We start from the raw sequence: 25019 nt of genomic DNA, 5'->3' as shown, positions 1-25019 counted from the left end.
GATGGCGAGGTGGCGTTGGCGATCGAGGACTATGCACTGATCAGCGACTGTTACACGGGTGCGTTGGTGGGACGAGACGGCAGCATCGACTGGCTCTGCCTGCCGCGGTACGACTCCCCCTCCGTCTTCGGGGCGCTGCTGGGCACGCAGGATCACGGCAGGTGGCTGGTTGCGCCGACCGATCCCGACGCCGTCGCGGAGAGGCGGTACAACGGCAGTTCGTTCGTGCTCACTACCCGGTGGACGACGTCGAGCGGTGTCGTCGAAGTGATCGATGCGATGCCGCGAACGGTGCACGGCGCGAACGTCGTACGGCGGATCCGCGGACTCTCGGGCGAAGTCGAGATGCGCGTCGACCTCCGTATGCGGTTCAGCTATGCGGCAGCAGTCCCCTGGGTGCGGCAGCTTCGCGACAAGCATCACGCGCTCGTCGCCGTCGCAGGGCCTGATGCCATCGTGGTCCGAGGCGTCGAGCTGCACGCGACGGATCACGCGCACGAAGCGACCTTCACCGTGCGCGATGGCGACGTCGTGGATCACACCATGACGTGGCACGCTTCGCACAAACCGGTGCCGGAGCCGCTCGATATTTCGAAGGGTCTGCACGAAAGCGAGACCTGGTGGGAGGACTGGGCCGCCACGTTCACTCATCGCGGGGCTTATGCCGAAGAGGTGCTCCGCTCGCTTCTCGTGTTACGCGCGCTCACGCACGCCGATACCGGCGGCGTGGTCGCGGCCATGACCACATCGCTGCCCGAAGAGTTCGGCGGCAGCCGGAACTGGGACTACCGCTACGTCTGGCTGCGAGATGCCTCGCAGACGATCAGCGCTCTCCTGGCGCACGGCTATCGGGACGAAGTCGACCACTGGCGTTCTTGGCTGCTCCGAGCGCTCGCCGGGGACCCCGACGACGTGCAGATCATGTACGGGCTGGGCGGCGAGCGGTTCCTGCCCGAGTATGTGATCGATACCCTTCCCGGCTACCACGGCGCTTCTCCGGTGCGCATCGGGAACGCTGCAGCCAAGCAGTTCCAGGCTGACGTGATCGGCGAGGTCATGATCGCGCTTCACGACGCTCGCCTCGCCGGCGTCAAGGAGAATGACTTCTCGTGGTCGTTGCAGTGCGCCCTGATGGGCCGGCTCAACGCGGTGGCGCACAGAGCAGACCAGGGCATCTGGGAGATCCGGGGTCCCGCTCGCAACTTCACGCACTCCAGGGTCATGGTGTGGGCGGCTTATGACCGCGCGATCCGCGGTGCTGAGGAGTACGGCCTCGAGGGGCCCGTGCAGGACTGGCGCAAACGCCGGGCCGTGCTGCGCAAGGAGATCGAGCAGAAGGGTTTCGACCGCCGCCGCAACACCTTCACCCAGCACTTCGACACAGCCGAAGTGGACGCCTCGCTTCTGCAGCTCTCGCAGGTGGGGTTCATCGCGCCGGACGACCCGCGGATGCTTGGCACGGTCGAGGCGATCGAGAGCGATCTCATGCACAACGGATTCCTGCTCCGTTATCGCTCGCGAACCGATCTGGATGGGCTCCCGCAGGGCGAATACCCCTTCCTGGCATGTTCGTTCTGGCTTGTCGAGCAATACGCACGCTCGGGCCGGCTCGACCGCGCGAACGAGCTCATGCAGCGCATGTGCGCGGTGGCCAACGACGTCGGGCTGCTGAGCGAGGAGTACTCGACGGCGTCGGGTCGGCAGGCCGGCAATACTCCGCAGGCGCTCTCACACCTCGCCCTGGTTCGCGCGGCCGACGCCATCGCGCGCGCCGAAGGCCACGGTGAGTCGATGGTGGGCGGCGGCAGTCCGTCGCGCGCTCTCGACGCGCCAGACGGCTGACGGCACCTCCTATGCTGGGGCGGTGCCTGATCCGATCATTCCGCCCTTCCGGAATCCGCACGACTACGACCACCGGCACTCGGATGTCTCAGGCGGCTGGCTGCGCGCCGCTGTCTTCGGCGCCATGGACGGCCTCGTCACCAACATCGCGCTGATCGCTGGAATCGGTGCGGCCGGGGCGCCGCGCGGCACGATCATCCTCACCGGGTTGGCCGGTCTCGTCGCGGGGGCGTTCTCGATGGCGCTCGGCGAGTACACGTCCGTCACCACTCAGAACGAACAGGTCGACAAGGAGGCGGCGGTCGAGCGCAAGGCGCTGGACCGCAATCCGGAGGGCGAGATGTATGAGCTCTCCGGCATGTTCCAGGAGATGGGCATGTCGCTCGAGACCGCGCACCGGGCCGCATCCGAGGTGCACGACAACCCCGACCGCGCGCTGCGAGTGCACGTCACTCAGGAGCTCGGCGTCGATCCCGATTCGAAACCGTCGCCGTGGATCGCCGCCTTCTCCTCGTTCGTGATGTTCTCGGTCGGCGCGGTCATCCCGTTGCTGTCGTTCCTGTTCGGGTTCGGCCAGCTGTGGCTGGGACTCGCCATCGGCGGTGTCGGGCTGATCGTCGCGGGCGCGTTCGCCGCCTACTTCACCGGTAAAGCCTGGTGGCGGGGTGCGTTACGGCAACTGCTGTTCGGCGCGATCGCAGTCGCCGCAACGTACCTCGTCGGCCTCCTGCTCGGCGTGCACGCCGGCTGAATCAGAACCAGGAATTGAACGTCGCGTAGGCCTTGCTGAACGCCCACGTGGGCTGCACGAGACCGTCGCAGGAGTTCGCGCCCTTCACGCCCGGGCATCCGCCGTTGTCCCGTTGCAGCGCCCAGAAGCTCATGGTCTGCACGCCGTGCGACGTCGCCCAGGCGACCAGCGGCGCCGCCTCATCGAGCGTGAACGTCTCCTGCGGCCCATAGTCGTCGATGCCGATCATCTGGATGATGCCCACCGTGCGCCACAGCTGCCACGCCGGGGCGTGGGGCAGAATCGTCTGCTTCAGCTGTCCGGTGAGAGCCGTCGCGGCCTGCTCGGCATCGGCGAGCATGTCGTGCGTGGCGCCGTCCCAGTAGTCGAACGTCATCACGTTGACGTCAGCGATCTTCGCTCCGTACTTCGCAGCGGACTGCAGCACCGCAACCCCGCTCGGCGCGAGACCGGTCGGGAAGGTCGGCAACGTGTAGGAGAACGAGACCGGCCAGTGGTGGGTTCTCCCCCACTGCTCCACCTCGGCGATCGCCTGGTTGCGCCGGTCGACTCCCGCCTGGTTCGTGATCGAGTCGGCCTCGACATCCAGATCGATGCGGTGCACCTTGTAGACCGCGAACACGTCCTCGTAGGCCAGCGCGATGCTGTGCACGTCGGTGCAGCTGTCGGCGATGTCGGTGCTGGTGGTATCTGCCGCGTAACCGCCGAACGAGGGGATGACGTCGCCGCCGTGATCGCGGATGCGGTCGAACTGCGCACCGTAGACATCCGGAGTCACCGGCTTCGACGTGTCGCCCGCCCAGTACGGCGTGCACGAACCCGGCGCCTGGGTCTGCAGGAACGCGAGGCTGAGGAATCGCGAACCGGATGCCTGCGACAGGTCGGCGAGGTCGCTCACCGCCGTGACGTCGATATAGGGCGCCGCGATCCGCGCCGGCAATGGAAGGCCCGGGTACACGATGGTGTGGGAGTGCGGCGTCGGCAGCCATGGATCCGGGCCCTCCGACCCCGTGGCGGATGCCGGTGCTGCCGTGCCGAGCACTGCCAGCGCAGCAGCCAGACCGGCGCCGACGAGAACGGGCAATCGTTTCATCTGATGCTCCTTTGCATGGTCATGTCGCGATGCGCACGACCCGAGATGAGGCGGCAGACAGGATTAGTATGTTTTCCTAACAAACCTGTCGCCCTCCAGCCTACCGATGGCGGCACCCCCCGGACAAGGGTCATGCTCGACTACGGCCCAAGCTGCTGCTACCTTCGGAACATGCTTCGTTCCGGGCTCCTTCTTCTTCGCCGCCACGGCGGGGCCTGATCGACGACCGGCCTCCCGCCGTGGAGGTCGTCGCGTGCCGGTCGATCAGACCACGAGAAGCAAGGATCACCGATCATGTCCGGCACCGCATTTCCCACCATCTCCACGCCAACGGGCCTCGTTCCCGATGACTCCCCCTCGTGGAACCGTCAACGGCGTTCCCAGATGCCCTCGCACCGCTACACGGATGTCTACAACCGCGTGGCCGTGCCGCTCACGGACCGCTCCTGGCCGTCCCGACGGCTCACGAAGGCGCCGCTCTGGGTGCCGGTCGACCTGCGCGACGGCAACCAGGCGCTCGCCGAGCCAATGGACCCCGCCCGTAAAAGACGGTTCTTCGAGCTGCTCGTCGCCATGGGATACAAGGAGATCGAGGTCGGCTATCCCTCCGCTTCGCAGACCGACTTCGATTTCGTGCGCCTCATCGTCGACACGGCCGAAGCCGGAGCGCCGATCGCTCCCGACGACGTCACCATCGTCGTGTTCACTCCTGCCCGGCGAGAGCTGATCGAGCGCACGGTCGAGTCCGTACGGGGCATCCGCAACCACGTCGTCATCCACATGTACGCGGCCACTGCGCCGACCTGGCGCAACGTCGTGCTCGGTCACGACCGGGACGCGCTGAAGCGGGTGATCCTCGGCGGCGCTGCAGACATCCTGCGCCTGACCGGGGATGAGCAGCGTGTGCGGTACGAGTTCTCGCCCGAGGTCTTCAACCTGACCGAACCCGACTACGTGCTGGAGGTCTGCGACGAGGTGACACAGTTCTGGGATGCCTCACCGGAGCGCCCGGTCATCCTGAACCTCCCCGCCACGGTGGAGGTGGCGACGCCGAACGTGTACGCGGACCAGATCGAATACATGCACCGCAACCTGGCGAGGCGAAACGCCGTCATCCTGTCGGTGCACCCGCACAACGACAGGGGCACGGGCATCGCGTGCGCCGAGCTCGCCGTGCTGGCCGGAGCGCAGCGGGTGGAGGGATGCGTGTTCGGCAACGGTGAGCGCACGGGCAACGTCGACCTCGCCACACTGGCGCTGAACCTGCACGCGCAGGGCATCGACCCGATGATCGACTTCAGCGACATCGACGAGGTGCGCCGCACCGTCGAGCACTGCACACGCATGCCGGTGCACGAGCGGCATCCGTATGTCGGCGACCTCGTGCACACGGCCTTCAGCGGCACGCATCAGGATGCCATTCGCAAGGGGTTCGGCGAGCATCGCGCCCGGGCGCAGGAGACCGGCGTGCCTGAACGCGAGCTCGACTGGCGGGTGCCGTACCTGCCGATCGACCCGGCCGACATCGGCCGCAGCTACGACGCGGTCGTGCGGGTCAACTCGCAGTCCGGCAAGGGCGGCATCGCCTACCTGCTCGAGACCGAGTACGGGCTCTCGCTCCCCCGCCGGCTGCAGATCGATTTCGCGCGGCATGTGCAGCGGCACACCGACACGACGGGCGAGGAGGTCACGGCCGAGCAGTTGTGGCGGCTGTTCCAGGATGCCTACCTGGCTGCACCCGGTGATCCCGGAATCGAACTGGCCGGGTTCGACGTCAGCGAAGGCGGACGAGGCGAGAGCGACGCCGCGTGGGACGCGGTGGAGAGCACACGCATCCGGTTGCGTGTCGAGGGTGTGGAGCACACGACCGAGCACGCCGGCGTCGGGCCCGTGGAGGCGCTGACGGAAGCACTGTCGGCACGCGGCATCCGGTTCGAGGTGCTCTCGCTCACCCAGATGTCGACCACCGAGGGGTCGTCGAGCGATGCCGTGACCGTGCTCGAGTACCGCGGGGCCGACGGACCGCACTGGGCCGCGGGTCGTGACCGCTCGGTACTCAAGGCCACCGTCGGGGCGGTGCTTGCGGCGGCGGAGCGGGTGCGTGCATCGGATCACGTCGACCGGCCGGACGGGGACGCATCGGCCTCAGCGGCATAGCCTCGCGCCACCTTCGTGCGGCTTCTCGGTGCCTCGGAGCGATTCGCACCCGACCGTGGGCGGATGCTATCGTTGTGCTTCGGTTCGGCAGTTCTCGTGAAGTCGCACCATGCGCCTCTAGCTCAATCGGCAGAGCAACTGACTCTTAATCAGTGGGTTCAGGGTTCAAGTCCCTGGGGGCGCACTTTCTTTCTCTCCTCCCGTCGATGGCTCGAGAAAGGCTTTCGCCCGTGCCCGACCTCGAAGACGATCTTCGGTTCGCTCTCCGGCTCGCCGATGCGGCAGACTCCATCTCCGGTGCGCGATTCCGTGCGAACGATTTGCACGTGACGACGAAACCGGACCGCACGCACGTGACGGATGCCGATCAGGCCGTCGAGCGTGCGATCCGCGAACTGATCGAGACCGAGCGCGAAGGCGACGAGATCCTCGGCGAGGAGTACGGAAGCGTCGGCGGCGACCCTCGAGCTGCCCACCGCTTGTGGATCATCGATCCGATCGACGGAACGCACAGCTACGAGCGCGGCCTGCCCATGTGGGGCACCCTCATCGGGCTCGTCGTCGACGGCGTACCGGTGCTCGGCGTCGCCAGTTCCCCCGCGCTGGCCGGCACGGCGGGCAAGCGGTGGTGGGCGTCCGTGGGCAACGGTGCATGGGCGAGCGAAGGCGGAGGCGAGCCGACGCGGCTGCGGGTGTCGGGCATCCGCAAGCTCGCGGATGCCGCAATCAGCTTTCAGAGCATTCAGCAGTGGGACCGCTCGGGGCACCTCGATCAGCTCATCGCCCTCACCAGAACCGTCTGGCGCGATCGCGCTTATGGGGATGTGTGGGCCTACGCGCTGCTCGCCGAAGGCCTCATCGAGGCGGTCGCGGAGTTCGGTCTGCATCCCTACGACATCGCCGCACTGATTCCCATCGTCGAAGAGGCCGGCGGTCGCGTCACGGCGTCCGACGGCTCAGCGGCGCTCTGGGACGGCAGTGCGGTGGCCACCAACGGCGCCATCCACGAGGAGTTCCTGCACCTGTTGCGCGGCTGAACGTCGTTTCGCACGGCCGGCACCCGGGCGCGGGCGATCACCCGGAACCGGCGACGGTGACGGAGCGTGGGTCGTTGCGTTCGGCGCGGAGAGCCGCCCGAGAAGCGGACACCGGCTGACTCCGTCGCCCCGTCGTCTTCGCCTCCGATCGTCGGGACCACGGTGGTTCAGCCTGTCTTAGCTCAGGAGTTAGACTCGTCTAACTTTGCATGACAGGTCGTGAGGCGATGACGCGGGAGTCGGTCGAGCAGTCCACCGCGAGCATCCGCGCCGGCCGGCCTGCAGAACGCCGGCTTCTCTGGCTGATCGGGCCTGCGTTCGTCGCCGCGATCGCCTATGTAGACCCGGGCAATGTGGCGGCGAACCTGACGGCCGGTGCCGAATACCGGTATCTGCTGGTCTGGGTGCTGGTTGCGGCGAACGTCATGGCGGTCGTCGTCCAATACCTGTCGGCGAAGCTCGGCATCGTCACCGGCCGGAGCCTGCCGGAGCTCCTCGGGGAGCGGATGCCGCGCACCGCGCGCCTGCTCTACTGGGCGCAGGCGGAGATCATCGCAGCGGCAACCGACCTGGCCGAGGTGATCGGCGGAGCGATAGCGCTGCAGATCCTGTTCGGACTCCCGCTGCTGCTCGGCGGGGTCGTCGTCGGGGTCGTCTCCATGGGCATCCTCGCCGTGCAATCACGGCGGGGGCAGCGCACGTTCGAGTTCGTGATGATGGGCCTGCTGGCCGTGATCACGATCGGATTCGTCGCGTCGTTTGTCGTCAGCCCCGTCGATTGGGGAGCCGCGGCCACGGGTGTCATGCCACGGTTCGAAGGGGCACGGTCCGTTCTGCTGGCGGCCAGCATGCTCGGCGCGACCGTCATGCCGCACGCCGTGTACCTGCACTCGGCACTCGCCCTCGACCGGCACGGGGCATCCGACGATCCGAAGCGTGTGCGGCATCTGCTTCGCGCGAACAGATGGGACGTGATCTTCGCCCTCCTCCTGGCCGGCTCGGTGAACATCGCGATGCTGCTGCTCGCCGCAGCCAGCTTGCCCGGCGTGGGCGGGACGGACAGCATCGAGGGAGCCCACACCGCGATCACACATGCACTGGGCCCGGCGGTCGGCGTGATCTTCGGCATCGGGCTGCTGGCATCCGGGCTCGCGTCAACCTCCGTCGGCTGCTATGCGGGCGCCTCCGTCATGTCGGGGCTTCTGCGGGTGCGGGTGCCCGTCCTCGTCCGACGCACTATCACCCTCGTCCCCGCTCTCGTGGTTCTCGGCCTGGGCATCGACCCGACCTGGGCCCTCGTCATCAGCCAGGTCGTGCTGAGCGTGGGCATTCCGTTCGCGGTGATCCCCCTGGTGTGGTTCACCTCGCGACGCGACACGATGGGAGCGTTCGCGAACCGCACGGCCTTGCGGCTGGCGGGGATCGCCACCGCCGCGGCGATCGTCACTCTGAACGGCGCGCTGATCATACTGACTGCCATCGGGGCGGTGTAGGGCTACTATCAGCGCGTGTCTTCCGTGCAAAGAAGCCTGACAGACGCCCAACGGCGTGAATTCCACGACGCACTCGATGTGCGACGCCGAGAGGTGCTGGCGAGGCAGGGCAGGCTGGATGCCTCGCTCAGCGATGCCCGCGAGGCACGGTCAGGCGGACAGGCCGACGACGAGCACGACCCCGAGGGCCCGACGATGGCCGCGACGTGGTCGCAATTGACCGGGCTGCACGACGATCTCGAACTGGAACTGACCGAGATCGATCACGCGCTCGCTCACCTCGCGGCCGGAACGTACGGTGTCTGCATGAACTGCGGAAAGCCGATCGGCGTGGCCCGGCTGCGAGCCCGCCCGTTCGCGGAACTGTGCATCGACTGCGCGAAGGCGCTCGAGTCGCATTGACGACTGATCACGCGCCGATCGACAGATCGGGCTTCGTCGAGATGCCGAATTCACGCTGCAGCGCCCGTAGCGCTGCGTTCCATCCGCCGAGACCGTGTACACCGGGTCCCGGCCACGTCGAAGCAGAGCACAGGTAGACGCCTCGCACCGGGGTCTGCCACGGGTACGGCCCGAAGGTCGGCCGCGCGATCAACTGCCCGAAGCTCACCGCACCAGATGCGATATCGCCGGCCACGTCGTTCGGGTTCCGCTCGTCGAGCTGTTCGGCGCTCTGACCGTTGCTCGCGACGATCGTGTCCCTGAACCCTGGAGCGAACTGCTCGATGCGCTGCACGATGGCCTCAGTCGGATCGTCGACCGACCCGGCGGGTACGTGTGTGTATGCCCAGAGCACGTGGCGTCCGGGCGCGCGGCCCGGATCGAGCAGGGTCGGCTGCGCAGTGAGCACATACGGATGCCTCGCATGACGTCCTGCAGCGACGGCATCCTCCGCTTTCGCCAGCTCGGCGCGCGACCCGCCGACGTGCACTGTCACGGCGCTGCGCAACTCCGCGTTGCGCCACGGCACCGGATCGGAGAGCACGAAGTCCGCTTTCGCGGCGGCGTTTCCGTAACGGAACGTGCGGTAGGGCCGCGGCGTGCGCAGCCGGTCGGCCGCCAGCCGCAGGAAGGCGCGGGGGGTGACATCCAGAATCGTCGCCCGTGCCGGCGGGAGCTCGTCGAGGCTCCGCACCCACGCACCGGTCTCGATGCGCCCGCCGTGGGCCACCAGGTCGTCTGCCAGAGCGGTCGCGATCGCTCCGCTCCCACCACGAGGAATCGGCCAGCCACCGCAGTGCGCGAACGCGGCAAGTGTAAGACCGGGTGCGGCGGAGCCGAGGGAAGGCATCCGTTGAATCGTGTGCGCGAAGACACCGGTCAGCAGCGCAGCGGCCTCCTGGGTCTCGAAAGCGCCTTTCCACAGGCGAGTTCCGTGCCTGAGCGAGTGCAGTCCGAAGCGAACGAGCGCGAGCGGATGCCTCGGCACACGCAGTAGCGGACGCCCCATCACCTCGGAGAGCGCTCGTCCGTCGTCCCGGGCGAACGGAGCGAACAGTCGTCGCCACGTCTCACCGTCTGCCGCCAATCCCGCTGCCGTGCGTTCGAGGTCACGGTAGGCGATCGCCGCCCGGCCGTCCTCGAGCGGATGCCCGTAGGAGATCTCCGGCACCAGGAGCTCGATGCGGCGCTCCAGCTCGAACCTCCGGAAGAACTCGCTGGCGAGCGCCATCGGATGCACCGCGGAGCAGACGTCGTGCACAACTCCCGGAATCGTGAGTTCGGCCGACGCGCTGCCGCCTCCGATGTGCTCACTGCCCTCGAGCACCGTCACGGAGAGTCCGGCACGAGCGAGCGTGACGGCCGCCGCTAGCCCATTGGGCCCCGACCCCACGACCACGACGTCTTGCACAGCTCGTCCTCCCAGCGGTGACCGATCAACTCCGTTCTAGCCGATCGGGACGACGCATGTCGCCGCTTCCCCGTTGGACTACCGGAATCAATCGTCGGGTGACGCTTCCGCGTACCAATCGTCCTCGAATGGACTGGAGAGCTCGTCGCGGACCATGCGCGCGCGCTCGCGCAACTCGCTCACGGCAACCGACGATCCTGCGATGCGCCGACCCGCTGTGTTCGGCAGGGTAAGAGAGCCCGAGATGGCGCCGCGTCCAAGGATGAACTCGCACACCGTGTCACCCTCGTTGACGAAGACCGGAACGATGACGCGCTCCGTGCGGTGATGCTCCGCGAGCGCGAATTCGTAGTCGAGCAGGGCATCCGCCACGGCGTCCTCGGTGCAGATGCGTGTGGCCGCGACGAGCAGTTGTTTCATGGGGGCCTCCGTTCGCCGGTGTTCGGCGGTTCGCGCTTTGACATTCAATAGCGGCACCGGCATCCGCATAAGGCCCTGGCGAAGAGCGGCGGCGCGTGGCATGCTTGCGCCCTGTCTCCTTATGGGCGCACCGTCACCTGGCCCAGGGCGCCTCGGGCAGTTCACGGAAGAGTTGTTCGCGCGACAACGCCAGTTCGATTTTCTCGACGATTCCCGGGATCACCGGATGCGCGTGCTCTCCGGCGCCACGCCACCGCACGTTCTCCGGTTCGATCGCGTGGACAGGGGCCGCGCCCACGGCTTCGATGACGGAGACGAAAGCGCCCGTGGCGCTCAACGGCGACAGCAACTCGGCGCTTCTCGCGCGGGCATCCATCAGGTTCTGCATGAGGTCGACGCGACCGAATCGCTGCGCGCCGTTCTGTGGCAGGGTGAGCCGATCCTCCGTGTAATGCAGCACCGCGGTGCCCTTCGAGCCTCGAACCATGACGAACGGGCTGTCCTCGCGTGGTCCAGCGAGTGTGAAAGCGCACGTGAGGGCCCCGTCGAACGTGGCCCTCCCCGCTGTGCTCGGAAGGACGCGCACGACAGACGTGTCGTCCACGTCGATCGCGTTCGCGCGGTGCAGGTCGGTCTCGACCGATCCGATGGCATCCGGTGCATTCCAGCCCGCCACGGTCAATGCCGTCATGACGGCATGGGCGAAGGGGTTGGAGACCGCTCCGTCCGAGACACGATGACCGTTCAGCATCCTTCGACCCGCCCACGGCGCCCTCCCCCAGTAGGCGCGGTCTCTCGTCCAGGAGCCTCCCGCTCCGATCGCTTCGATCGTCCCCAGTTGTCCCCTCGCGATGACCAGACGCAGTTCGGCGAGCGCCAGCGATCCCAGGCTCTGGAATCCCACTTGCACGAGCCCACCTGTGCGTCGCTCCACCTGACTCAGAGCCTCGAACGCGGCCAGATCGGTGACCGGCGGCTTCTCGAGCAGAACGTCGGCACCCGCGCGGAGCACCCGCGATGCGAGCTCCGCATGCGTGTGCAGCGGCGTGGCTATTGCCACGATGTCCACCGCGGTGGAGTCGAGCAAGTCCTCCAGGCTGGGCAGGATGCGCGGAAGGTCGCCTTCCACTCGCCTTCCCTCGCGGTAGATCGGACCGTCGAACGTGTCGACGAGCCCCACGAGGCGAGCCTTTCCCGACCGCTCAAGCTCCTGCACCCTGAGCACGTGCGCGGCGCCGTAGCCGTGAACACCCACCACCGCGATGCGGGCCGGGCGCGCTACGGCGTCCGGCCCACCCCGCGTAGAGGTCTCTGTCGTCGACGTCACTGTGCTGTTCCGGATTCCGCAAGCAGACGCACCGTGAACGCCGCAGGCGCGATTCCTCCTACTCGGGCGCGAATCCCGCCGACCGCATCCGTCCCACCGAGAAACGCGTAGTCCTGGCCCGGTTGGTACGGCAGCGGGTCACTGCTGAGCTGCGGCCCATCGACCTCGATGCTGATCGCATCCGCACCGACTCGATATCTGCCTCGTCCTTCGGGTAACACCCACGTGTCATCCGCTCTCCGCTCTCCCCCCTCGAGCACGCCGCCTTCCCGGAAGCCGAATTCGATCGACCACGGCAGCTCAGGCGAGTCGATGGACACCTCGAGAATGAGGCCTTCGTCGAGAAGCCGAGCCCCGATCCGAGTCGTCATCGACACCTGATCCCTGCCTCGCACGGAGAACGCCATCGACGCGCTGAAGCGCCCCTCGTCTTCCAGTCGGTATCCGCCCGCCGCTGCCCGGTCCTCGGCAGCCAGAGGCTGGTAGTACGCGGCCGTGAGCGTCTCCTCGAGCAGGTAGGAGTCGTCCTTCAGGCGGCACATGCCTTGCGCCCGGAAGGGTCCCAGGTCGAAGAACGAGCGGGACAGCCGCACGGAGTCGAGGATCGCCGCTCCCGCGAACAACCTGCAGAAGGTGGGGTTGTTGGCGAGCCCCGAACGGATGCGTCCATGCGTTCCGTAGTCCGATCCGCCGTATAGAACGGTTTCGGTTCTCTCGCTTCGCCGTCCGGCCAGCGCGACGGCCTCGAGGAAGTAGGAACCCGTCGCGTTCTTCCGCGCCGCTGGTAGCGGCTCGAGCAGTCTCGGGTTCAGTAGCGTCTCGGCCAGAAGCTCAGGATCGGTCACGCCGTCGCCTTCGGCGCGGCGAGCCGCGGTGGCGAAATCGCCGCGTCCGGAGCGGATGGCGGCGTCGCGGAACGCGGCGAGGTAGTCCCGCAGAGGAAAGTGCGCGCCCTGATCCTGCCGTCGCGACTGGACCGTTTCCACCGTGTCATCAGGCCGGATCAGCGTGAGCGTCGCCTCGAGATTCCGCAGCACGACGTCAGCAAGATCGGGCCTCTCCAGTACCTCCGCCAAGAGGCTCAGCGACGGATTGCTCACGTGCGCCGCGTAGTTCGGGCTGCGCTCCGAATAGAGGCCATCCGGGTCGACGTCCACGCCCTCAGCGAGCCACTCCTCGGCCCGTTCGATGAGCCGACGGTCGGAGAAGGAGCGGTGAATGCGAGCGAGCGCGGCGCTGATCTCCCAGCGATGGTTCGGCGTGTGCACCCCGCCTGCGAGCAGCGGCGGGGTGACGTCGCGGATGATCGCGGCAAGCACATCGAGAATCTCATCGAGCTCGTTCCGCGGACCATTCGGTCGAGTTGTCCGCACCCGCGAGTGGAGGAACTCGTAGGTGTCGCATACGTCGTTCACCGTGAACGCGCTGTCGGGCGGTGACTCCAGGTTGTCACCGCCGACGAACAGCCCGGAGCGCGATTGCCGAGCGCGCAGCAGTTCGACGCGTTCGATCGCAGCAGCCAGATACCGGCCGCGCTCCTGCTCGCTCACGTCACCGGACGCCACCAGCGAGAGCAGCACCTTGGCGTCTCGCATCAGCTCACGGTGCGACTGCGCCGAGATGGTCGGGCCGCCCTGCGCAAGCAGCACGGCGGCCCGTCGCGTGGCCGCCGCTACGACGGCGTCGTGAAAGTGCGTATCGAACACGGGAACCTTTCCTCGATGTGGTGCTGAGCTGCGGGTCCGGTGGTTCACACCTTCGTATCCGTCTGACTGTGCACGAACTCCTCGATCTCGAACGGCAGCCGTCCTATCGCCGCGGCCATGAGCCGCTGCCCTGCGACCACCTCGACCGCGACGCGTGCCAGCCCGTCGGCTCTGCCGGTATCGAAGTCCGCGAGCTCGCCGTCGTGAGCGCGACCGACGGTGATGCATGTCGCACCGGATCGTTCCAGCGAATCGGGGATCGCACGTTCACGCGAGTCTCCGACGAGGATGACCGCGGTAGTGCCATCCACCGACTCCATCGGACCGTGCAGATACTGGTGCGTCGAGTACGCGGATGCCGGAATGCGCAGGCATTCCCGGGAGAGCAAGGCGATCTCCGCCGCGGCGGCGAAGGAGTCGCCGGCTCCGATGACGTCGATCGAGGATGCGCCGGCCAGCACGTGCGCGAAGTCGTCGGCGGGACGGACGAAGCGCTGGAGAGCCTCACCCACTTCCGCCGCGATGGATCCGCTGCCTGAGGCGATTCCGAGGGCTCGCGCGAGCCCCCGGTACGCGACCAGCATCGCGGTGAACCCCACCGTGTACGCGCGGGAGTCGGGGAAGTCGCCCAGCTCGATCACGGCATCAGCGATCTCGGCCACGGGTGCGGCGGGATCGTTCGTGATCGCCATTCGCCTACCGGCCGCGAACGCACGCGCGAACTCGATCGGCTCGGGGCTACGACCGGATTCCGAGACGACCACCACGTGATCGCCGAGGCTCGCGGCTTTGAGACCCCTGCCCTCTGAGGCGATCAACGGCAGCGCCCGGATTCCCGCCGCGCGGAGCAGCCGAGCGAACGCGTGGGTGGAATGGTGCGCAGCTCCCATGGCGGCGAGCACGACCGTCTCCCCCGCGCGCCACGGAAGGATCTCTGCGGGAAACTCGGTAAGGCGGGCATCCAGCTCCGATTCGAGCCTGGCGAGTCGGGCGGGCTGCGAATCCATCGCCTCCGCGAATGAGACGAACTCCATCAATCCTTCAGCCCAGCGTTGATGTTGGCGTTCATCACATACTTCTGGAAGACGAGATAGATGAGGATCAGCGGGATGATCGATATCACCGATGCCCCGAGCAGCACCGACCAGTTGATGTTCTGCGCGCCCACGATGCTTTCGATGCCGATCTGCAGCGTGAACTTGTTCGGGTCGTTGAGCACGAGCAGCGGCCAGATGTAGTCGTTCCATCGCCACTGGAACGAGAAGATCGCCAGCGTGAGCATGATGGGGCGTGACACCGGAACCATGATGCGGAAGAAGATCGACAGCTCCTTGGCTCCGTCGATGCGCGCCGCCTCGACGATCTCGTCAGGCACCGTCAGGAAGAACCCGCGGAACATGAGCACGCCGGTCGCCGTGAGGATCGACGGCACGATGATGCCGGCGAGCGAGTTGTAGAGGCCGAGGTCGCGAACGACAAGGAACGAGGGCGCGAGCATGACCTCGGTGGGCAGCATCGTCGTGGCGAGGATGCACACGAAGAACACCTTGAGCCATCGGTTCGAGTACTTGGCAAGCGCGTAGCCCGACGCGCAGCTCGCGGCGACGGTCAGCACAGTCGTGACGACGGCGACGATGATCGTGTTTGCGAAATACTGGGCGAAGTTGAAGCTCTGCCACGCCGTCTGGTAACCGGTGATGGTCCACTGTTTCGGGAACAGGGTCAACGGGTAGGAGAACAGGTCGCCCGACGGCTTGAACGAGCTCAGGATGAACCAGAGGAGCGGGAAGGCGAATCCGATCGCGAAGACCCACAGCAGAGTCGTCGCCGAGAGATGTCTCCCGAGTTCGCCAGGCGCCATGCCCTTCTTTCTGCTCTTTCTGCGAGACGGGCGACTCTTCATCGAACCAGCGCGTGCACCCTGACGGTCGTTGAGCACTTCTGCCTGCGTCGTCATCGGGGACCTGCCTTCCGGTTCACAGCCAGCTGGATGAGTGCAACGGCCATGAGGATGATCATCAGGATGAAGCTGGCCGCGCTCGCGTAGCCGATCTGGCCGCGCTGGAAGCCCGTCTGGTAGATGTACTGCACCAGGAGGTTGTTGTCGGTCCCGGGCCCGCCGTTGTTCAGCGAGAGGAAGAGGGCGTACTCCTTCATCGTGCCGATCGTGGTGAGCAGGATGACGATGAACGAGGTCGGCGCGATGTTCGGCAGCGTGATCGAGAAGAACAGCCGAACCGGACCTGCTCCGTCGAGCGATGCCGCCTCGTAGTACGAGGTCGGAACGTTCTTGATCGCTGCGATGAACAAGAGCATCGAGAACGCCATCCCGGCCCATGTGGCCGCAAAGACCACCACGAGGAGCGAGAGGGTCGCGTTCGACTGCCACGGAACGGCCTTGCCCCCGAGCGACTCGACGACGAAGTTGATGAGCCCGAAGTTCTCACCGAACAGCCAGCGCCAGACGACACCGGTGATGATCGGCGAGACGAGCCAGGGGATGAAGAAGATCAGTCGTGCGGCGACCTTGCCCTTGGCGTACTTGCTCACCATGAGGTTCGCGATGAACAAGGAGAGCGCGTAGCTGATGGGCACGACGAGCACCGTGTACTCGAACGTTCGCAGCAGAGCGGCATAGAAGCCGGGGTCGGCGAGGAGCTGCGTGTAGTTGCTCACGCCGACGAATTGCGGGTCGCCTACTCCCGTGTAGTTCGTGAACGAATAGCCGAGGCCGATGGCCGCCGGCCAGACGAAGAAGAGCCCGAAGAGAACGACGTTGGCGGCGATGAGCGCGAGCGGCGCCGCCGTGTAGTGGTTGAGGCGCACACGGCGACGCCCCTTCGGAGCAGGGACTCGGCGTCCCTGCTCCGAAGCGGATCGAGCTGCCGCCGTTCCGGTGATCGTCATCGTGGATCGCTGATCGGTCGGCCTACTTGCCGACCTGCTGGTTGTAGCTGTCCACGATGTTCTTGAGTGCGACATCCACCGTCTCCTGGCCGTTGATGGCCTTGCCGATCTCCGTAACGCTCGGGTCCGTGGTCAACGACTTGCCCGCAAGAACCCACTTGGTCTGCGCCTGGTTGAAGTAACCCGAGATGGAGGCGTACAGCGGGAGCTCCTCGTTGTACAGCTTGAAGGCATCCTGCGCGGCCGTCGACGTGAAGGGGTACTGCGGGTTGAGTCCGCTCTCCACCGGGAGGTACCCGTTCACCTCTGTGAGCTTCTTGTACTGCGCGGGCTGGTACATCCAGGTCAGGAAGTCCTTCGCCGCTGTGGCCTCGCTCGAGTTGTTGTTGAAGCCGACGACCAGTCCGCCCGAGTTCACATCGCTGGCCTGCACCGGCTGCGCCGGTGTCGGCACGCTGGCCCAATCGAACTTGGTGATGGTCTCTGCGAACGAGGAAACCTGCCACACACCCGACCAGTAGGCGACCACCTGGCCGCTCTGGAAGAGCGCCGACGGGTCGGCGCCGCTGGTCCAGACCGACTTGGGCATGGTGACGTCGTTGTTCAGACTCACGAAGTACTTGACCGCCTTCGCCGTCGCGGCGTCGGTCGAGAAAGTGCCGCTCGAGTCGGCGTGCACGTACTTGCCACCCATCTCGTAGACCATCGCGCGAAGACGCGAAGGCGACGCATCGTAGGTGAGGTCGTACTTGGCTCCTGTGGCTTGGCGCACCTGGTCGGCGGCCTTGATGAACTCAGGCCAGGTCCACGTCTTGCCTGGCGAGGTCGGGTAGGACACCCCTGCCTTGTCGAAGAGGCTCTTGTTGATGAAGAGACCGGATGCCGTGACATCCGATGGGATCGCCAGAACCTGTCCCTTGGACGTCTTGGCGATGAAGTTCTCGTTGATGTGATTCGCCTTCGTCTTCACGATCGAGGACAAGTCGATGAGCTTGTTCGTCCAGATCGGATCGAGGGACGGAACGCTCGCGATGTCGGGCAGCGCGTTCGCCTGTGCCGCATCGCGAAGCTTCGTCGTGTACCCGCTGTACGGGATGTTCACGATCTTGATCGATACGCCCGTCTTCTTCTTATACTGCGCGGCGAGCTGGTCGTAGCCCGCCTGCTGAGCAGCACTCGACGACAACCACAGCGTGAGCTTCTTCGTATCGCTCGCCGAGCTCGAACCGGAGGATGAGCACCCGGCGAGCACGAGTGCTGCGGCGGAGACCGCCGCCACCGCACCAAGGAGGCGGCGCGTACGCGACATCCCGGCCAGCGATTTCTTGAGAGTCATCATTGATTCCTTCGATGGGGCAGAGCCTTTCCGCTTGGTCCGGAACGGCCTGCGAGGGTTGTTGCAGACATTCATATCACTATGATGGATAAGTGGCAATGCGCAGCCTCGTATATTGTCGCCTCACGTTAGAACGCGTGGATATTCGGAGTCTTCACTCTGAGACGAAACCATCCACGCAGAGGCGGGGTATCGAGATGATTCCCGCCAAGCGGCCGCGCGAGTCGACTATCGGCTGCACGGCGGTGCATGCTGCAACCATTGGTGACCGGAAGGGAACGCGATCGTGACGTCCACGAACGAGGGGGGCAACAGGACGCCCGCACGGGCGGGATCCGGCCGGCGCAGGGATCCGTCCGCCCCGGTCCCGCACAGATCGGGCCACTCCCGGCTCTCGCCGCGAACCGCTACTACCAGGGATGTGACCGCCATCAACCGCACGGCGATCCTCGATCTCCTGCGTTCGAACGGACCGCTCTCACGACGAGCCATCGGCCAGAACACGGGGCTCAGTTCCGCCACGGTCGAACGACTCTGTCAGGCCCTTCTCGAGGAGGGCGCGATCGTGCATGGCGGGGTGGACCGTTCCTCCACCGGCCGGCCATCGCACCTCCTGAAGTACGTGGCGGGCATCCGCACCGTCGCCGCCGTCGACATGACCGAGAACAACGCGCGCGGCCGCATCATCGACCTCAGCGGCAATGTGCTCTACGAGACCTACGAGCCGTTCAACTTCCGAGACGTCGACGCTTCGACGGCACGACTCGAGGGACTTCTGACCCTGATCGATCGCATCACGTCAGGCGATTCCGGAACGGATGCGCCGCTCACCGGTATCGGCATCGCCCTTCCCGGCATCACCCACGAGGGCGTCGTGGTCAACGCCATCGAGCTGGACTGGCGCGATGTTCCCGTTGCGAGCATCGTGACGGAGCGCACCGGACTTCCCGTGCTGGCCGAGAACGACGCCAACGCCACTGCGTACAGCGAGCTGCTGCACGGCGCAGCACGGGATGCCGAAAGCGCCGTCGCTCTGGTGCTGGGCACCGGAATCGGTGCGGGCATCGTCAGCGAAGGGCGCATCCACCGAGGCTCGGGTTCCGTCGCAGGCGAGTTGGGTTATCTGCTCACTTCGACGAAGTCGTTCTCGCGCTACTTCACCGACATGGGCGATGTCGAGGGCCGCATCTCCGGCGAGATCCGGCCCTATATGCAGCACGGCGACGGCCACCTCGATCGCCGGATCGGTCCGGCCTTCCGCGCGATGATGAAGCTCGTCGAGGAGGGAGACGCCGACGCGGTGCGGGCCAGAGATCAGTTCTTCGACAACATCGCTCTGATCTGCGCGGCCACCGCCGTCGTCGTCGCACCGAGTGTCATCGTGCTCGCGGGCGCCTTCGCTCAGTACAGCGCACTTTCTGCGGAACAGATCACGAGGCGACTCGTCGGTCGCATCCCGTCGGTGCCCCGCATCGTGCCCAGTCGGTTCGGCTTCGACGCCGCGATCACGGGCATCGGAGATCTCGCAATCGAGCGCGCGCGCACGACCACTTACCTGGCATGAAGGGGCATCCGGATCGCCTGGTAGGTGTCGACGTCGGCGGAACGAAGACCCACCTGGCCCTCGTCGATGCTCGCGGTGCACGACGAGACGTCGCGCGAGCGTCGTCCGAGTGGCGCAACGGGCACCTCTTCGCCGACGACCACAACCTCGTCGCTCTCGCATCGTGGATCGCTGCCCACGCCGACATCGGGGTGGGGACAAGCGTGGTGATCGGGCTGCGTGACTGCGACACCGAAGACGCACTCGAACTCGCTCGCGATGTCGTCTCCCGTGCCCTGGGCATTCCCGTGCGCATCGAGAACGACGCCGACCTCCTGGCTCCCGCCATGGGGATGGAACGCGCTATCGCGATGGTGGTGGGCACCGGATCGATCGTGAGCGCCCGGGATGCGACCGGAACACGGGTCACGGCCGACGGTCACGGCTGGCTTCTGGGCGATTGGGGCAGTGGACCCGGCCTTGTACGAGACGCCTTGATCAGGACGCTCGCCGTAATGGACGCGGGTGCCGACGCAAGCGACGACCCGCTCATCGCATCCCTCCTGACTCATCACGGGGCGCACAGCGCGGCGGAACTCGCGGTGTCGGCGACCGTTTCCGCCTCCCCCGATAGCTGGGGTTCGGCCGCCGCGCTCGTCTTCGAGGCGGATCGCCTCGGATCGGCACTGGCGCGGGACTCGATCGGATTCGCCGCGGAGCGCTTGGTCGGCGGAGTAGCCTCCGTGGTGCGTCGCGGAGGACTCGGTGATCACGTCGTGGCCGCGGGCGGGGTGATCGTCAATCAGCCAGTTCTGCGCCGGGAAGTGAGACGGCGTCTCAACGAATTCCGTCGCCCGCTCGAGCTGAGGGTCCTCGACGTGTCACCGGTTGAGGGCGCCCTGCGTCTCGCCGCCGAAGCAACGCCACAGGCTCGCAGCCGGCCCTCGACCTCAGCGTTGAGATCCTGAGGCCTCGAACAGTTCCAGCTGAGTGAGCGGAAGCGGTCGCCCGCTGGAATTCTCGATCGTGAACCGACGGACGGCGCCGGCCGCGGGTACCGCGAACGCTCGCGTCCGATTAGCCAGATCCCATTCAGCAGCGACCTCGCGCGTGCGGTGGCCGCCATCGACTGACTCCGCGCTGACGCGCCAGCGATAGTCCCCGGCAGACGCAATGGTCACGGTGTATACCGACGCCGGAAGTGCCTGGGCGGGTTCGATGGTGCAACTGCCGCCGGGAGCGAGCGATACGACGGATGCCCCGCGGTCGTCGATCAGAACCTGGCAGCCGGGAACGCCGAAAATGCGCGATCCACGGGTCAGGTCCCGCCGCGCGGAAGGCGGCTTCGGCTCGTCGCCGCTCGGCGCTCCCCAGCGGCTTGGCGCCTCGCCGAGCGAAAAGACGATGCGGGCCGCGGTCGCCAGCACCGCCGCCGGGATCACGGGCCGATCCCATGGTTGTCCGTCGACGGTGACGCCCTGCACGAACCGGTCGCGCCTCGAATCCCCCCGGGCTTCGACCACGAGGTCGCCGATCGGACGGTGTAAGCGCATCAGCGGGAGCAACGGCGTCGTGAGCACGAACTCCGCGCCGGGCATCAACGGGTACAGCCCGAGGGATGAGAGCACCAACCACGCCGACATCTCGCCGTTGTCCTCGTCTCCCGGGTACCCTGCGCCGATATCCGAGCCCGTGAATCGCGTGCGCACAGCGGCACCGACGATCTCCTGGGTGCGCCAGGGGCGGTCCGTGGCCGCGTACAGATAGGGGATGTGGTGCGCGGGCTGATTGGAGAGACCGAACATCCCCATCCGCATGTTCCGTGCTTCGACCATCTCGTGGATCACCGTCGGATAGCTGCCGCGCCACCGCGGGTGCGCCGTCTCGGGGGTGGAGAAGAACGTGTCGAGGGCGCGGCGCAGTCCCGCACGACCGCCATGCAGAGCCGCCAGACCGTCCGGGTCCTGCGGAACCGCGAAGGCCATCCCCCACGCATTGGTCTCGGTATAGTCGCCTCCCCAGCGTCGCGCGTCGAAGCCGTCGCGCATCCTTCCGTGCTCGTCCCGCCCCCGGAAGAATCCCGTCTCGGAATCGAACAGGTTCACGTAGTCCCGCGATCGCAGGGCGAAGTAGGCGGCGTCGGCTGCGAACTCGTCCGCTCGCGGCCCGTGCGGGTCGCGCTCGTGCAACGTGCGAGCCATCCGCGCGATCGCTGCGTCGCAGGTCGCACCTTCGAGCGTCCACGAAACGGATTCGGGGACGGAGTCGTCCACCCATCCGCGGAACCGCGAGCGGTCGAGACCGCGGCGCCCGACTGCAGACCTGGCTGGCGGCACGGTGGCGTTGCGAACCGCGAGATCGTACGCCGCCTCCGCGCTGCTCCAGTTCGGATCGGCCTGCAGAATGGTGGCGGCCACGATATCGGAACTGGTTCCGACCATCGCGTCGGCATAGCCGGGTGCGCTCCATCGAGGCATCCATCCGCCGTCCCTGCCGTGCGCCAGCATGCCCCCGAACAAGCGTGCCGCCTGCTCCGGGTCCCTCAGAGCGAACCACGGCCAGATTGTGCGGTACGTGTCCCAGAAGCCGTTGTTGACCACCGCCGCTCCGTCGAGCACGCGGCGTGAGGTGCTGCGAGCGCCGTCCGGAGACGGACTCGGGCTCACGTTGTCGACATGCACGATGCGGCCGTCGGCCAGCGGTTCGCCGACGTCGTTCGGGTAGACATGCATCCGAGCGAGTGAAGAGACAAGGCTTACTCGCTCCTCGTCCGTAGCGCCGCCGAGGTCGAGAGCCGTGACGTACGGCTCCCAAGCCCTGCGGCCGCGCTCGGCGATGTCCGCGGAACTCACCGACCACGGCATCTCGCGCTCCGCATGCATCTGTGCTGTCTCGACGCCGACGTAGGAGACTCCTATCCGTACGCGGACCGCCGTCGCCGGCGCGGCTAGTTCGAGTACCCGGCAGGTACGAGGGCGCGGTGAATCGGGATCGACCCGCATCGCTCGAACCTGCGCGTCGCAGGTGATCCAGACGAAGCGCGCCGGTGCGCCCTGCGAGGTTCGAGACGTCCCATCGACCCGGGCGGCCACGGCGAGCCGGCCGTGGCCGTCGAGTTCCTCCGCGATATCGCCGTCGTCGGTGAGCTGGTCGATCACGAGCGCCGAGATCCCCGTCGGGTCGGTGAACTCGAATTCGACGGCGTGCCTTCCGGCACGAGCGGCCGCGCTGGAGCCGTCGTCGAACACAACGGAGTACTCGTGAGGTCGCGCCGACTCCGCGTCGTGCCGGAATGTGCGTCGCCGGGCACGGCGATCCGAGGCGCCGTCCCTGGCGACGGGGAACACCTGCAGCGAGCCGCGCTCCCCGACCCATGGGCTCGGGATGCTCGAGATCGCGAGCGCCTCGAGTCCCGTCCGCCCGTGCTCGTCAGCGTGCGCTGACCAGGTGTAGACCCAGTCATCGCGGGATGCGTCGGTCACCGGAACGGCGAAGACGGAACCGTGCGGATGCGACGCGATGGGAACGGTGTTCCCGCGAGACAACTCGCTCGTCGAACGCGTGCCGCGACGCGTGTCTGCCCAGTCGATCGGATCGGGGCCCCGGCGTGGAGATGCGGCGATCCCGACGTATTCGACCCAGCCGCTCGCCAGAGGCCCGCCCGACAAAGCAGTCGTGGGCGCGGGTGCGGCCCAGACCAGCTCGATCGTCGTCGCACGCGCACCGGCCCACGACGACAACGCGAAGCGCTTGAGCGTCCACTGGAAGGGCGGAAGCGTTCCGGAGTCGCCCTGCGCCTGCGGCGAGGCGGCGATACCGTACTGATCCAGCAGATCGTCGCCGGTCGTCGTGCCGTCCGCGAAACGCACGCGGATGCCGACATACGACCCGGCGACGTCGAGCTCGTCTCCGACGGGCTCGCCCCACTCGGGGAAGAAGGCCACCCGCACCTCGTCTTCGGCGAGAACCAGGTGATCGACCGAGGCGATGATGACAGCGTCGTGATCCGCCGACGCAGGCGAAACGGAATATGCCAGGCAGGGCCCCCGATCGAAGCCGACACCCGCCCTGTCCGCTGGTGCCACCCCGGGCCCGTCGCCCTCCCTGATGCGCAGCCCATCGCCCGTCTCGGTCTTTCGATCGAAGTCGCCATCACGGTGACGGTCTCGAACGAGGGCTTCATCGCTCACTGTGCGTTCTCCCGATCTGCGGACCTGCCGCCCTGTGTCAGCGTTGGCACTCGAACCAACGCTGACACAAGGGATCCGCTTTCAGTCCTTCGTGAAGTCGACCTTCACGAGCAACTGCTGACCGGTCGAGGAAGTGTAGTACGTGTAGTAGCGGGTCAACCCGTCGTTGGTCGTGTACTCCGGATGCGCGAAGGCCGCGTACTCGACGCCACTGGTCGTCGGAGCCGTGTACAGGACCTCCGGTGAGCTCCACGGCCCCCACGGGGTCGGGGAGGTCTGGTAGTAGACCTGGTGGCTGAGGAAGGGCATGTAGCTGTTCATGTAGAGCTTGGTCGCCGGATCGTACTGAACCGTCTCCCCCGCGGCGCCGCCGGTCATGACCGCAACCGTGGCCGCCGCGTCACCCGACCACACCGGCCGGCCATTGGATGTTCCCGCGTAGAAGCTCCAGGCGGCCCTGTCTTGCACACGGTCGATCCGCACGCGCGCGACGCCGCACGCGTTCGTGCTCGAGCAATTGCCGTAGGCGTAGAGCTCGTTTCCTACGAGCACCGTCCCGCCGTTGCCGAAGTTCTGCGAGGGCGAGAAGAGGAGGGTGCGATCGGTGCCTTCGGGGCTGGTCAGGGAGGTGTCCTGGTTCTCGATGTTCAAGCGAGTGATCTGGTGCGTGCGCATGTCGACCGAGACGATTCCGCTGCCGAGAGCCTGACCGACGAATCCAGACGCGCACGGGCCGGTGTCGAGCCCACCGCGGCAGAGTTTGCCGTAGAAGACGAGGATACGGTGGTGCGCCGGGTCGGCGACGGCAGAACCCGGCCAGAACGCGAACTGCGTGCCGCAGAAGACGTCCGTCGAGCCGGTGCAGTCGCTGGAGGCGTGGTCCTTCTGGAACTGCACCTCGGCGGCGGAGTACGGGACGAACTCGGTCGGAGAACCGGTGTCGGTCAGGTCGAACGGGTTCGCCGACTGCAGGCTGATCCCGTCGCCGGCGTTCAGATCGGTGGTGACGGCGGCTGTGCTGGAGAGGAAGCCCGTCGGATTCTGGAGCATCGTGTCGTCGAAGAACCAGTAGGACTTCCCCTGATACTCGACGCTTTGCCCGTTGTCGCGCGCGACGACGTGTGCGTTCTGATCGACCGGGCCGAGGAACTGAACGTCCTTGACCACCAGTCCGCCGTTCGGATCGGCCGGCTGCCCGCCGGAGTGGGATGAAGGCGGTGCCGTCGCCATGGCGGGGGAAGCCACCAGCAGTGTCAGGACGGTGCCCAACACTCCTGCCGCGCCGATCAATTTCCGTAATGTCATCGCGATCGTCACTCCTCACTGAGCGCTTACGGCCAGGTTCGTACGTGGCCGCCGCCCAGT

General features: G+C 66.7%; 19 protein-coding genes and 1 tRNA gene. 9 read left to right on the top strand and 11 right to left on the bottom strand.

What is annotated here, in order from left to right:
- The first annotated feature begins 9 nt into the window (after positions 1-9).
- Together ACYVII_RS13625 and ACYVII_RS13620 are read left to right on the top strand one after the other, a co-directional pair.
- Positions 10-1842 (top strand): glycoside hydrolase family 15 protein, encoded by a 1833-nt coding sequence (locus tag ACYVII_RS13625; RefSeq protein ID WP_460535940.1) that lies wholly within the window; start codon positions 10-12, stop codon positions 1840-1842.
- A 22-nt stretch (positions 1843-1864) separates the two neighbouring features.
- Positions 1865-2593 (top strand): VIT1/CCC1 transporter family protein, encoded by a 729-nt coding sequence (locus ACYVII_RS13620; RefSeq protein ID WP_460535938.1) that lies wholly within the window; start codon positions 1865-1867, stop codon positions 2591-2593.
- A gap of 1 nt (position 2594) precedes the next feature.
- Here the strand turns inward: ACYVII_RS13620 and ACYVII_RS13615 are convergent, their stop codons facing one another.
- Positions 2595-3686: a chitinase gene (locus ACYVII_RS13615; protein WP_460535936.1), complete on the bottom strand. Its 1092-nt coding sequence runs from the start codon at positions 3684-3686 to the stop codon at positions 2595-2597.
- Between the two features lie 294 nt (positions 3687-3980).
- Between ACYVII_RS13615 and ACYVII_RS13610 the strand changes: the two genes are divergently transcribed.
- The 5 genes from ACYVII_RS13610 to ACYVII_RS13590 all read left to right on the top strand — a co-directional run bounded on the left by ACYVII_RS13610 (position 3981) and on the right by ACYVII_RS13590 (position 8775).
- Positions 3981-5843, top strand: a complete 1863-nt coding sequence (locus ACYVII_RS13610; RefSeq protein WP_460535934.1) for a 2-isopropylmalate synthase — start codon at positions 3981-3983, stop codon at positions 5841-5843.
- A 111-nt stretch (positions 5844-5954) separates the two neighbouring features.
- Positions 5955-6027, top strand: a tRNA-Lys gene (locus ACYVII_RS13605).
- A 22-nt stretch (positions 6028-6049) separates the two neighbouring features.
- On the top strand, positions 6050-6880 hold the full coding sequence (locus ACYVII_RS13600; RefSeq protein ID WP_460535932.1) for an inositol monophosphatase family protein: 831 nt from the start codon (positions 6050-6052) through the stop codon (positions 6878-6880).
- A 227-nt stretch (positions 6881-7107) separates the two neighbouring features.
- The gene (locus ACYVII_RS13595) at positions 7108-8373 is read left to right on the top strand and encodes an SLC5/6 family protein (protein WP_460536003.1); all 1266 of its coding nucleotides are present in this window, start codon (positions 7108-7110) and stop codon (positions 8371-8373) included.
- 15 nt (positions 8374-8388) lie between these two features.
- Positions 8389-8775, top strand: a complete 387-nt coding sequence (locus ACYVII_RS13590; protein ID WP_460535930.1) for a TraR/DksA family transcriptional regulator — start codon at positions 8389-8391, stop codon at positions 8773-8775.
- Positions 8776-8782: 7 nt separating this feature from the next.
- On the opposite strand, the gene ACYVII_RS13585 is transcribed toward ACYVII_RS13590, so the two are convergent.
- The 8 genes from ACYVII_RS13585 to ACYVII_RS13550 form a co-directional block, all read right to left on the bottom strand.
- Positions 8783-10225: a phytoene desaturase family protein gene (locus ACYVII_RS13585; RefSeq protein ID WP_460535928.1), complete on the bottom strand. Its 1443-nt coding sequence runs from the start codon at positions 10223-10225 to the stop codon at positions 8783-8785.
- Positions 10226-10312: 87 nt separating this feature from the next.
- Positions 10313-10645, bottom strand: coding sequence for a hypothetical protein (locus tag ACYVII_RS13580; protein WP_460535926.1), 333 nt, complete (start codon positions 10643-10645; stop codon positions 10313-10315).
- Positions 10646-10778: 133 nt separating this feature from the next.
- Entirely contained in the window at positions 10779-11972 is a 1194-nt protein-coding gene (locus tag ACYVII_RS13575) for a Gfo/Idh/MocA family protein (RefSeq protein ID WP_460535924.1), read from the bottom strand.
- Positions 11969-13678 carry a hypothetical protein gene (locus ACYVII_RS13570; RefSeq protein WP_460535922.1) on the bottom strand — a complete coding sequence of 570 codons (1710 nt, stop codon included), beginning with the start codon at positions 13676-13678 and terminating at the stop codon, positions 11969-11971. The genes ACYVII_RS13575 and ACYVII_RS13570 overlap by 4 nt, the downstream gene beginning before the upstream one ends.
- A gap of 44 nt (positions 13679-13722) precedes the next feature.
- Complete coding sequence (locus ACYVII_RS13565; RefSeq protein WP_460535920.1) at positions 13723-14712, bottom strand: SIS domain-containing protein; 990 nt, start codon at positions 14710-14712, stop codon at positions 13723-13725.
- The gene (locus ACYVII_RS13560) at positions 14712-15539 is read right to left on the bottom strand and encodes a carbohydrate ABC transporter permease (protein ID WP_460535918.1); all 828 of its coding nucleotides are present in this window, start codon (positions 15537-15539) and stop codon (positions 14712-14714) included. The genes ACYVII_RS13565 and ACYVII_RS13560 overlap by 1 nt, the downstream gene beginning before the upstream one ends.
- Before the next feature lie 92 nt (positions 15540-15631).
- On the bottom strand, positions 15632-16585 hold the full coding sequence (locus ACYVII_RS13555; RefSeq protein ID WP_460535916.1) for a carbohydrate ABC transporter permease: 954 nt from the start codon (positions 16583-16585) through the stop codon (positions 15632-15634).
- A 22-nt stretch (positions 16586-16607) separates the two neighbouring features.
- Positions 16608-17921, bottom strand: coding sequence for a type 2 periplasmic-binding domain-containing protein (locus ACYVII_RS13550; protein WP_460535914.1), 1314 nt, complete (start codon positions 17919-17921; stop codon positions 16608-16610).
- A 421-nt stretch (positions 17922-18342) separates the two neighbouring features.
- On the opposite strand from ACYVII_RS13550, the gene ACYVII_RS13545 reads away from it, so the two are divergent.
- A complete protein-coding gene (locus ACYVII_RS13545; RefSeq protein ID WP_460535912.1) occupies positions 18343-19485 on the top strand; it encodes an ROK family protein in 1143 nt (380 codons plus the stop codon).
- Positions 19482-20432, top strand: a complete 951-nt coding sequence (locus tag ACYVII_RS13540; RefSeq protein ID WP_460535910.1) for an N-acetylglucosamine kinase — start codon at positions 19482-19484, stop codon at positions 20430-20432. The genes ACYVII_RS13545 and ACYVII_RS13540 overlap by 4 nt, the downstream gene beginning before the upstream one ends.
- Here the strand turns inward: ACYVII_RS13540 and ACYVII_RS13535 are convergent.
- Positions 20415-23654, bottom strand: coding sequence for a GH92 family glycosyl hydrolase (locus tag ACYVII_RS13535; protein WP_460535908.1), 3240 nt, complete (start codon positions 23652-23654; stop codon positions 20415-20417). The two genes, ACYVII_RS13540 and ACYVII_RS13535, sit on opposite strands and share 18 nt — an antisense overlap.
- Before the next feature lie 81 nt (positions 23655-23735).
- Positions 23736-24959 carry a DUF4185 domain-containing protein gene (locus tag ACYVII_RS13530; RefSeq protein WP_460535905.1) on the bottom strand — a complete coding sequence of 408 codons (1224 nt, stop codon included), beginning with the start codon at positions 24957-24959 and terminating at the stop codon, positions 23736-23738.
- Between the last annotated feature and the right edge of the window lie 60 nt (positions 24960-25019).

The sequence above is a fragment of the Humibacter ginsengiterrae genome (assembly GCF_054780115.1).
The sequence above is the reverse complement of the archived record's forward strand: the minus strand, read 5'-3'. Positions and strand labels throughout refer to the sequence as shown.

Excerpts from the sequence above, each read along its gene's own strand:
- ACYVII_RS13615 (WP_460535936.1), bottom strand. The coding sequence starts at position 3,686 with ATGAAACGATTGCCCGTTCTCGTCGGCGCCGGTCTGGCTGCTGCGCTG.
- ACYVII_RS13610 (WP_460535934.1), top strand. The coding sequence starts at position 3,981 with ATGTCCGGCACCGCATTTCCCACCATCTCCACGCCAACGGGCCTCGTT.
- ACYVII_RS13600 (WP_460535932.1), top strand. The coding sequence starts at position 6,050 with ATGGCTCGAGAAAGGCTTTCGCCCGTGCCCGACCTCGAAGACGATCTT.
- ACYVII_RS13595 (WP_460536003.1), top strand. The coding sequence starts at position 7,108 with ATGACGCGGGAGTCGGTCGAGCAGTCCACCGCGAGCATCCGCGCCGGC.
- ACYVII_RS13580 (WP_460535926.1), bottom strand. The coding sequence starts at position 10,645 with ATGAAACAACTGCTCGTCGCGGCCACACGCATCTGCACCGAGGACGCC.
- ACYVII_RS13565 (WP_460535920.1), bottom strand. The coding sequence starts at position 14,712 with ATGGAGTTCGTCTCATTCGCGGAGGCGATGGATTCGCAGCCCGCCCGA.
- ACYVII_RS13560 (WP_460535918.1), bottom strand. The coding sequence starts at position 15,539 with ATGGCGCCTGGCGAACTCGGGAGACATCTCTCGGCGACGACTCTGCTG.
- ACYVII_RS13555 (WP_460535916.1), bottom strand. The coding sequence starts at position 16,585 with ATGACGATCACCGGAACGGCGGCAGCTCGATCCGCTTCGGAGCAGGGA.
- ACYVII_RS13550 (WP_460535914.1), bottom strand. The coding sequence starts at position 17,921 with ATGACTCTCAAGAAATCGCTGGCCGGGATGTCGCGTACGCGCCGCCTC.
- ACYVII_RS13540 (WP_460535910.1), top strand. The coding sequence starts at position 19,482 with ATGAAGGGGCATCCGGATCGCCTGGTAGGTGTCGACGTCGGCGGAACG.
- ACYVII_RS13530 (WP_460535905.1), bottom strand. The coding sequence starts at position 24,959 with ATGACATTACGGAAATTGATCGGCGCGGCAGGAGTGTTGGGCACCGTC.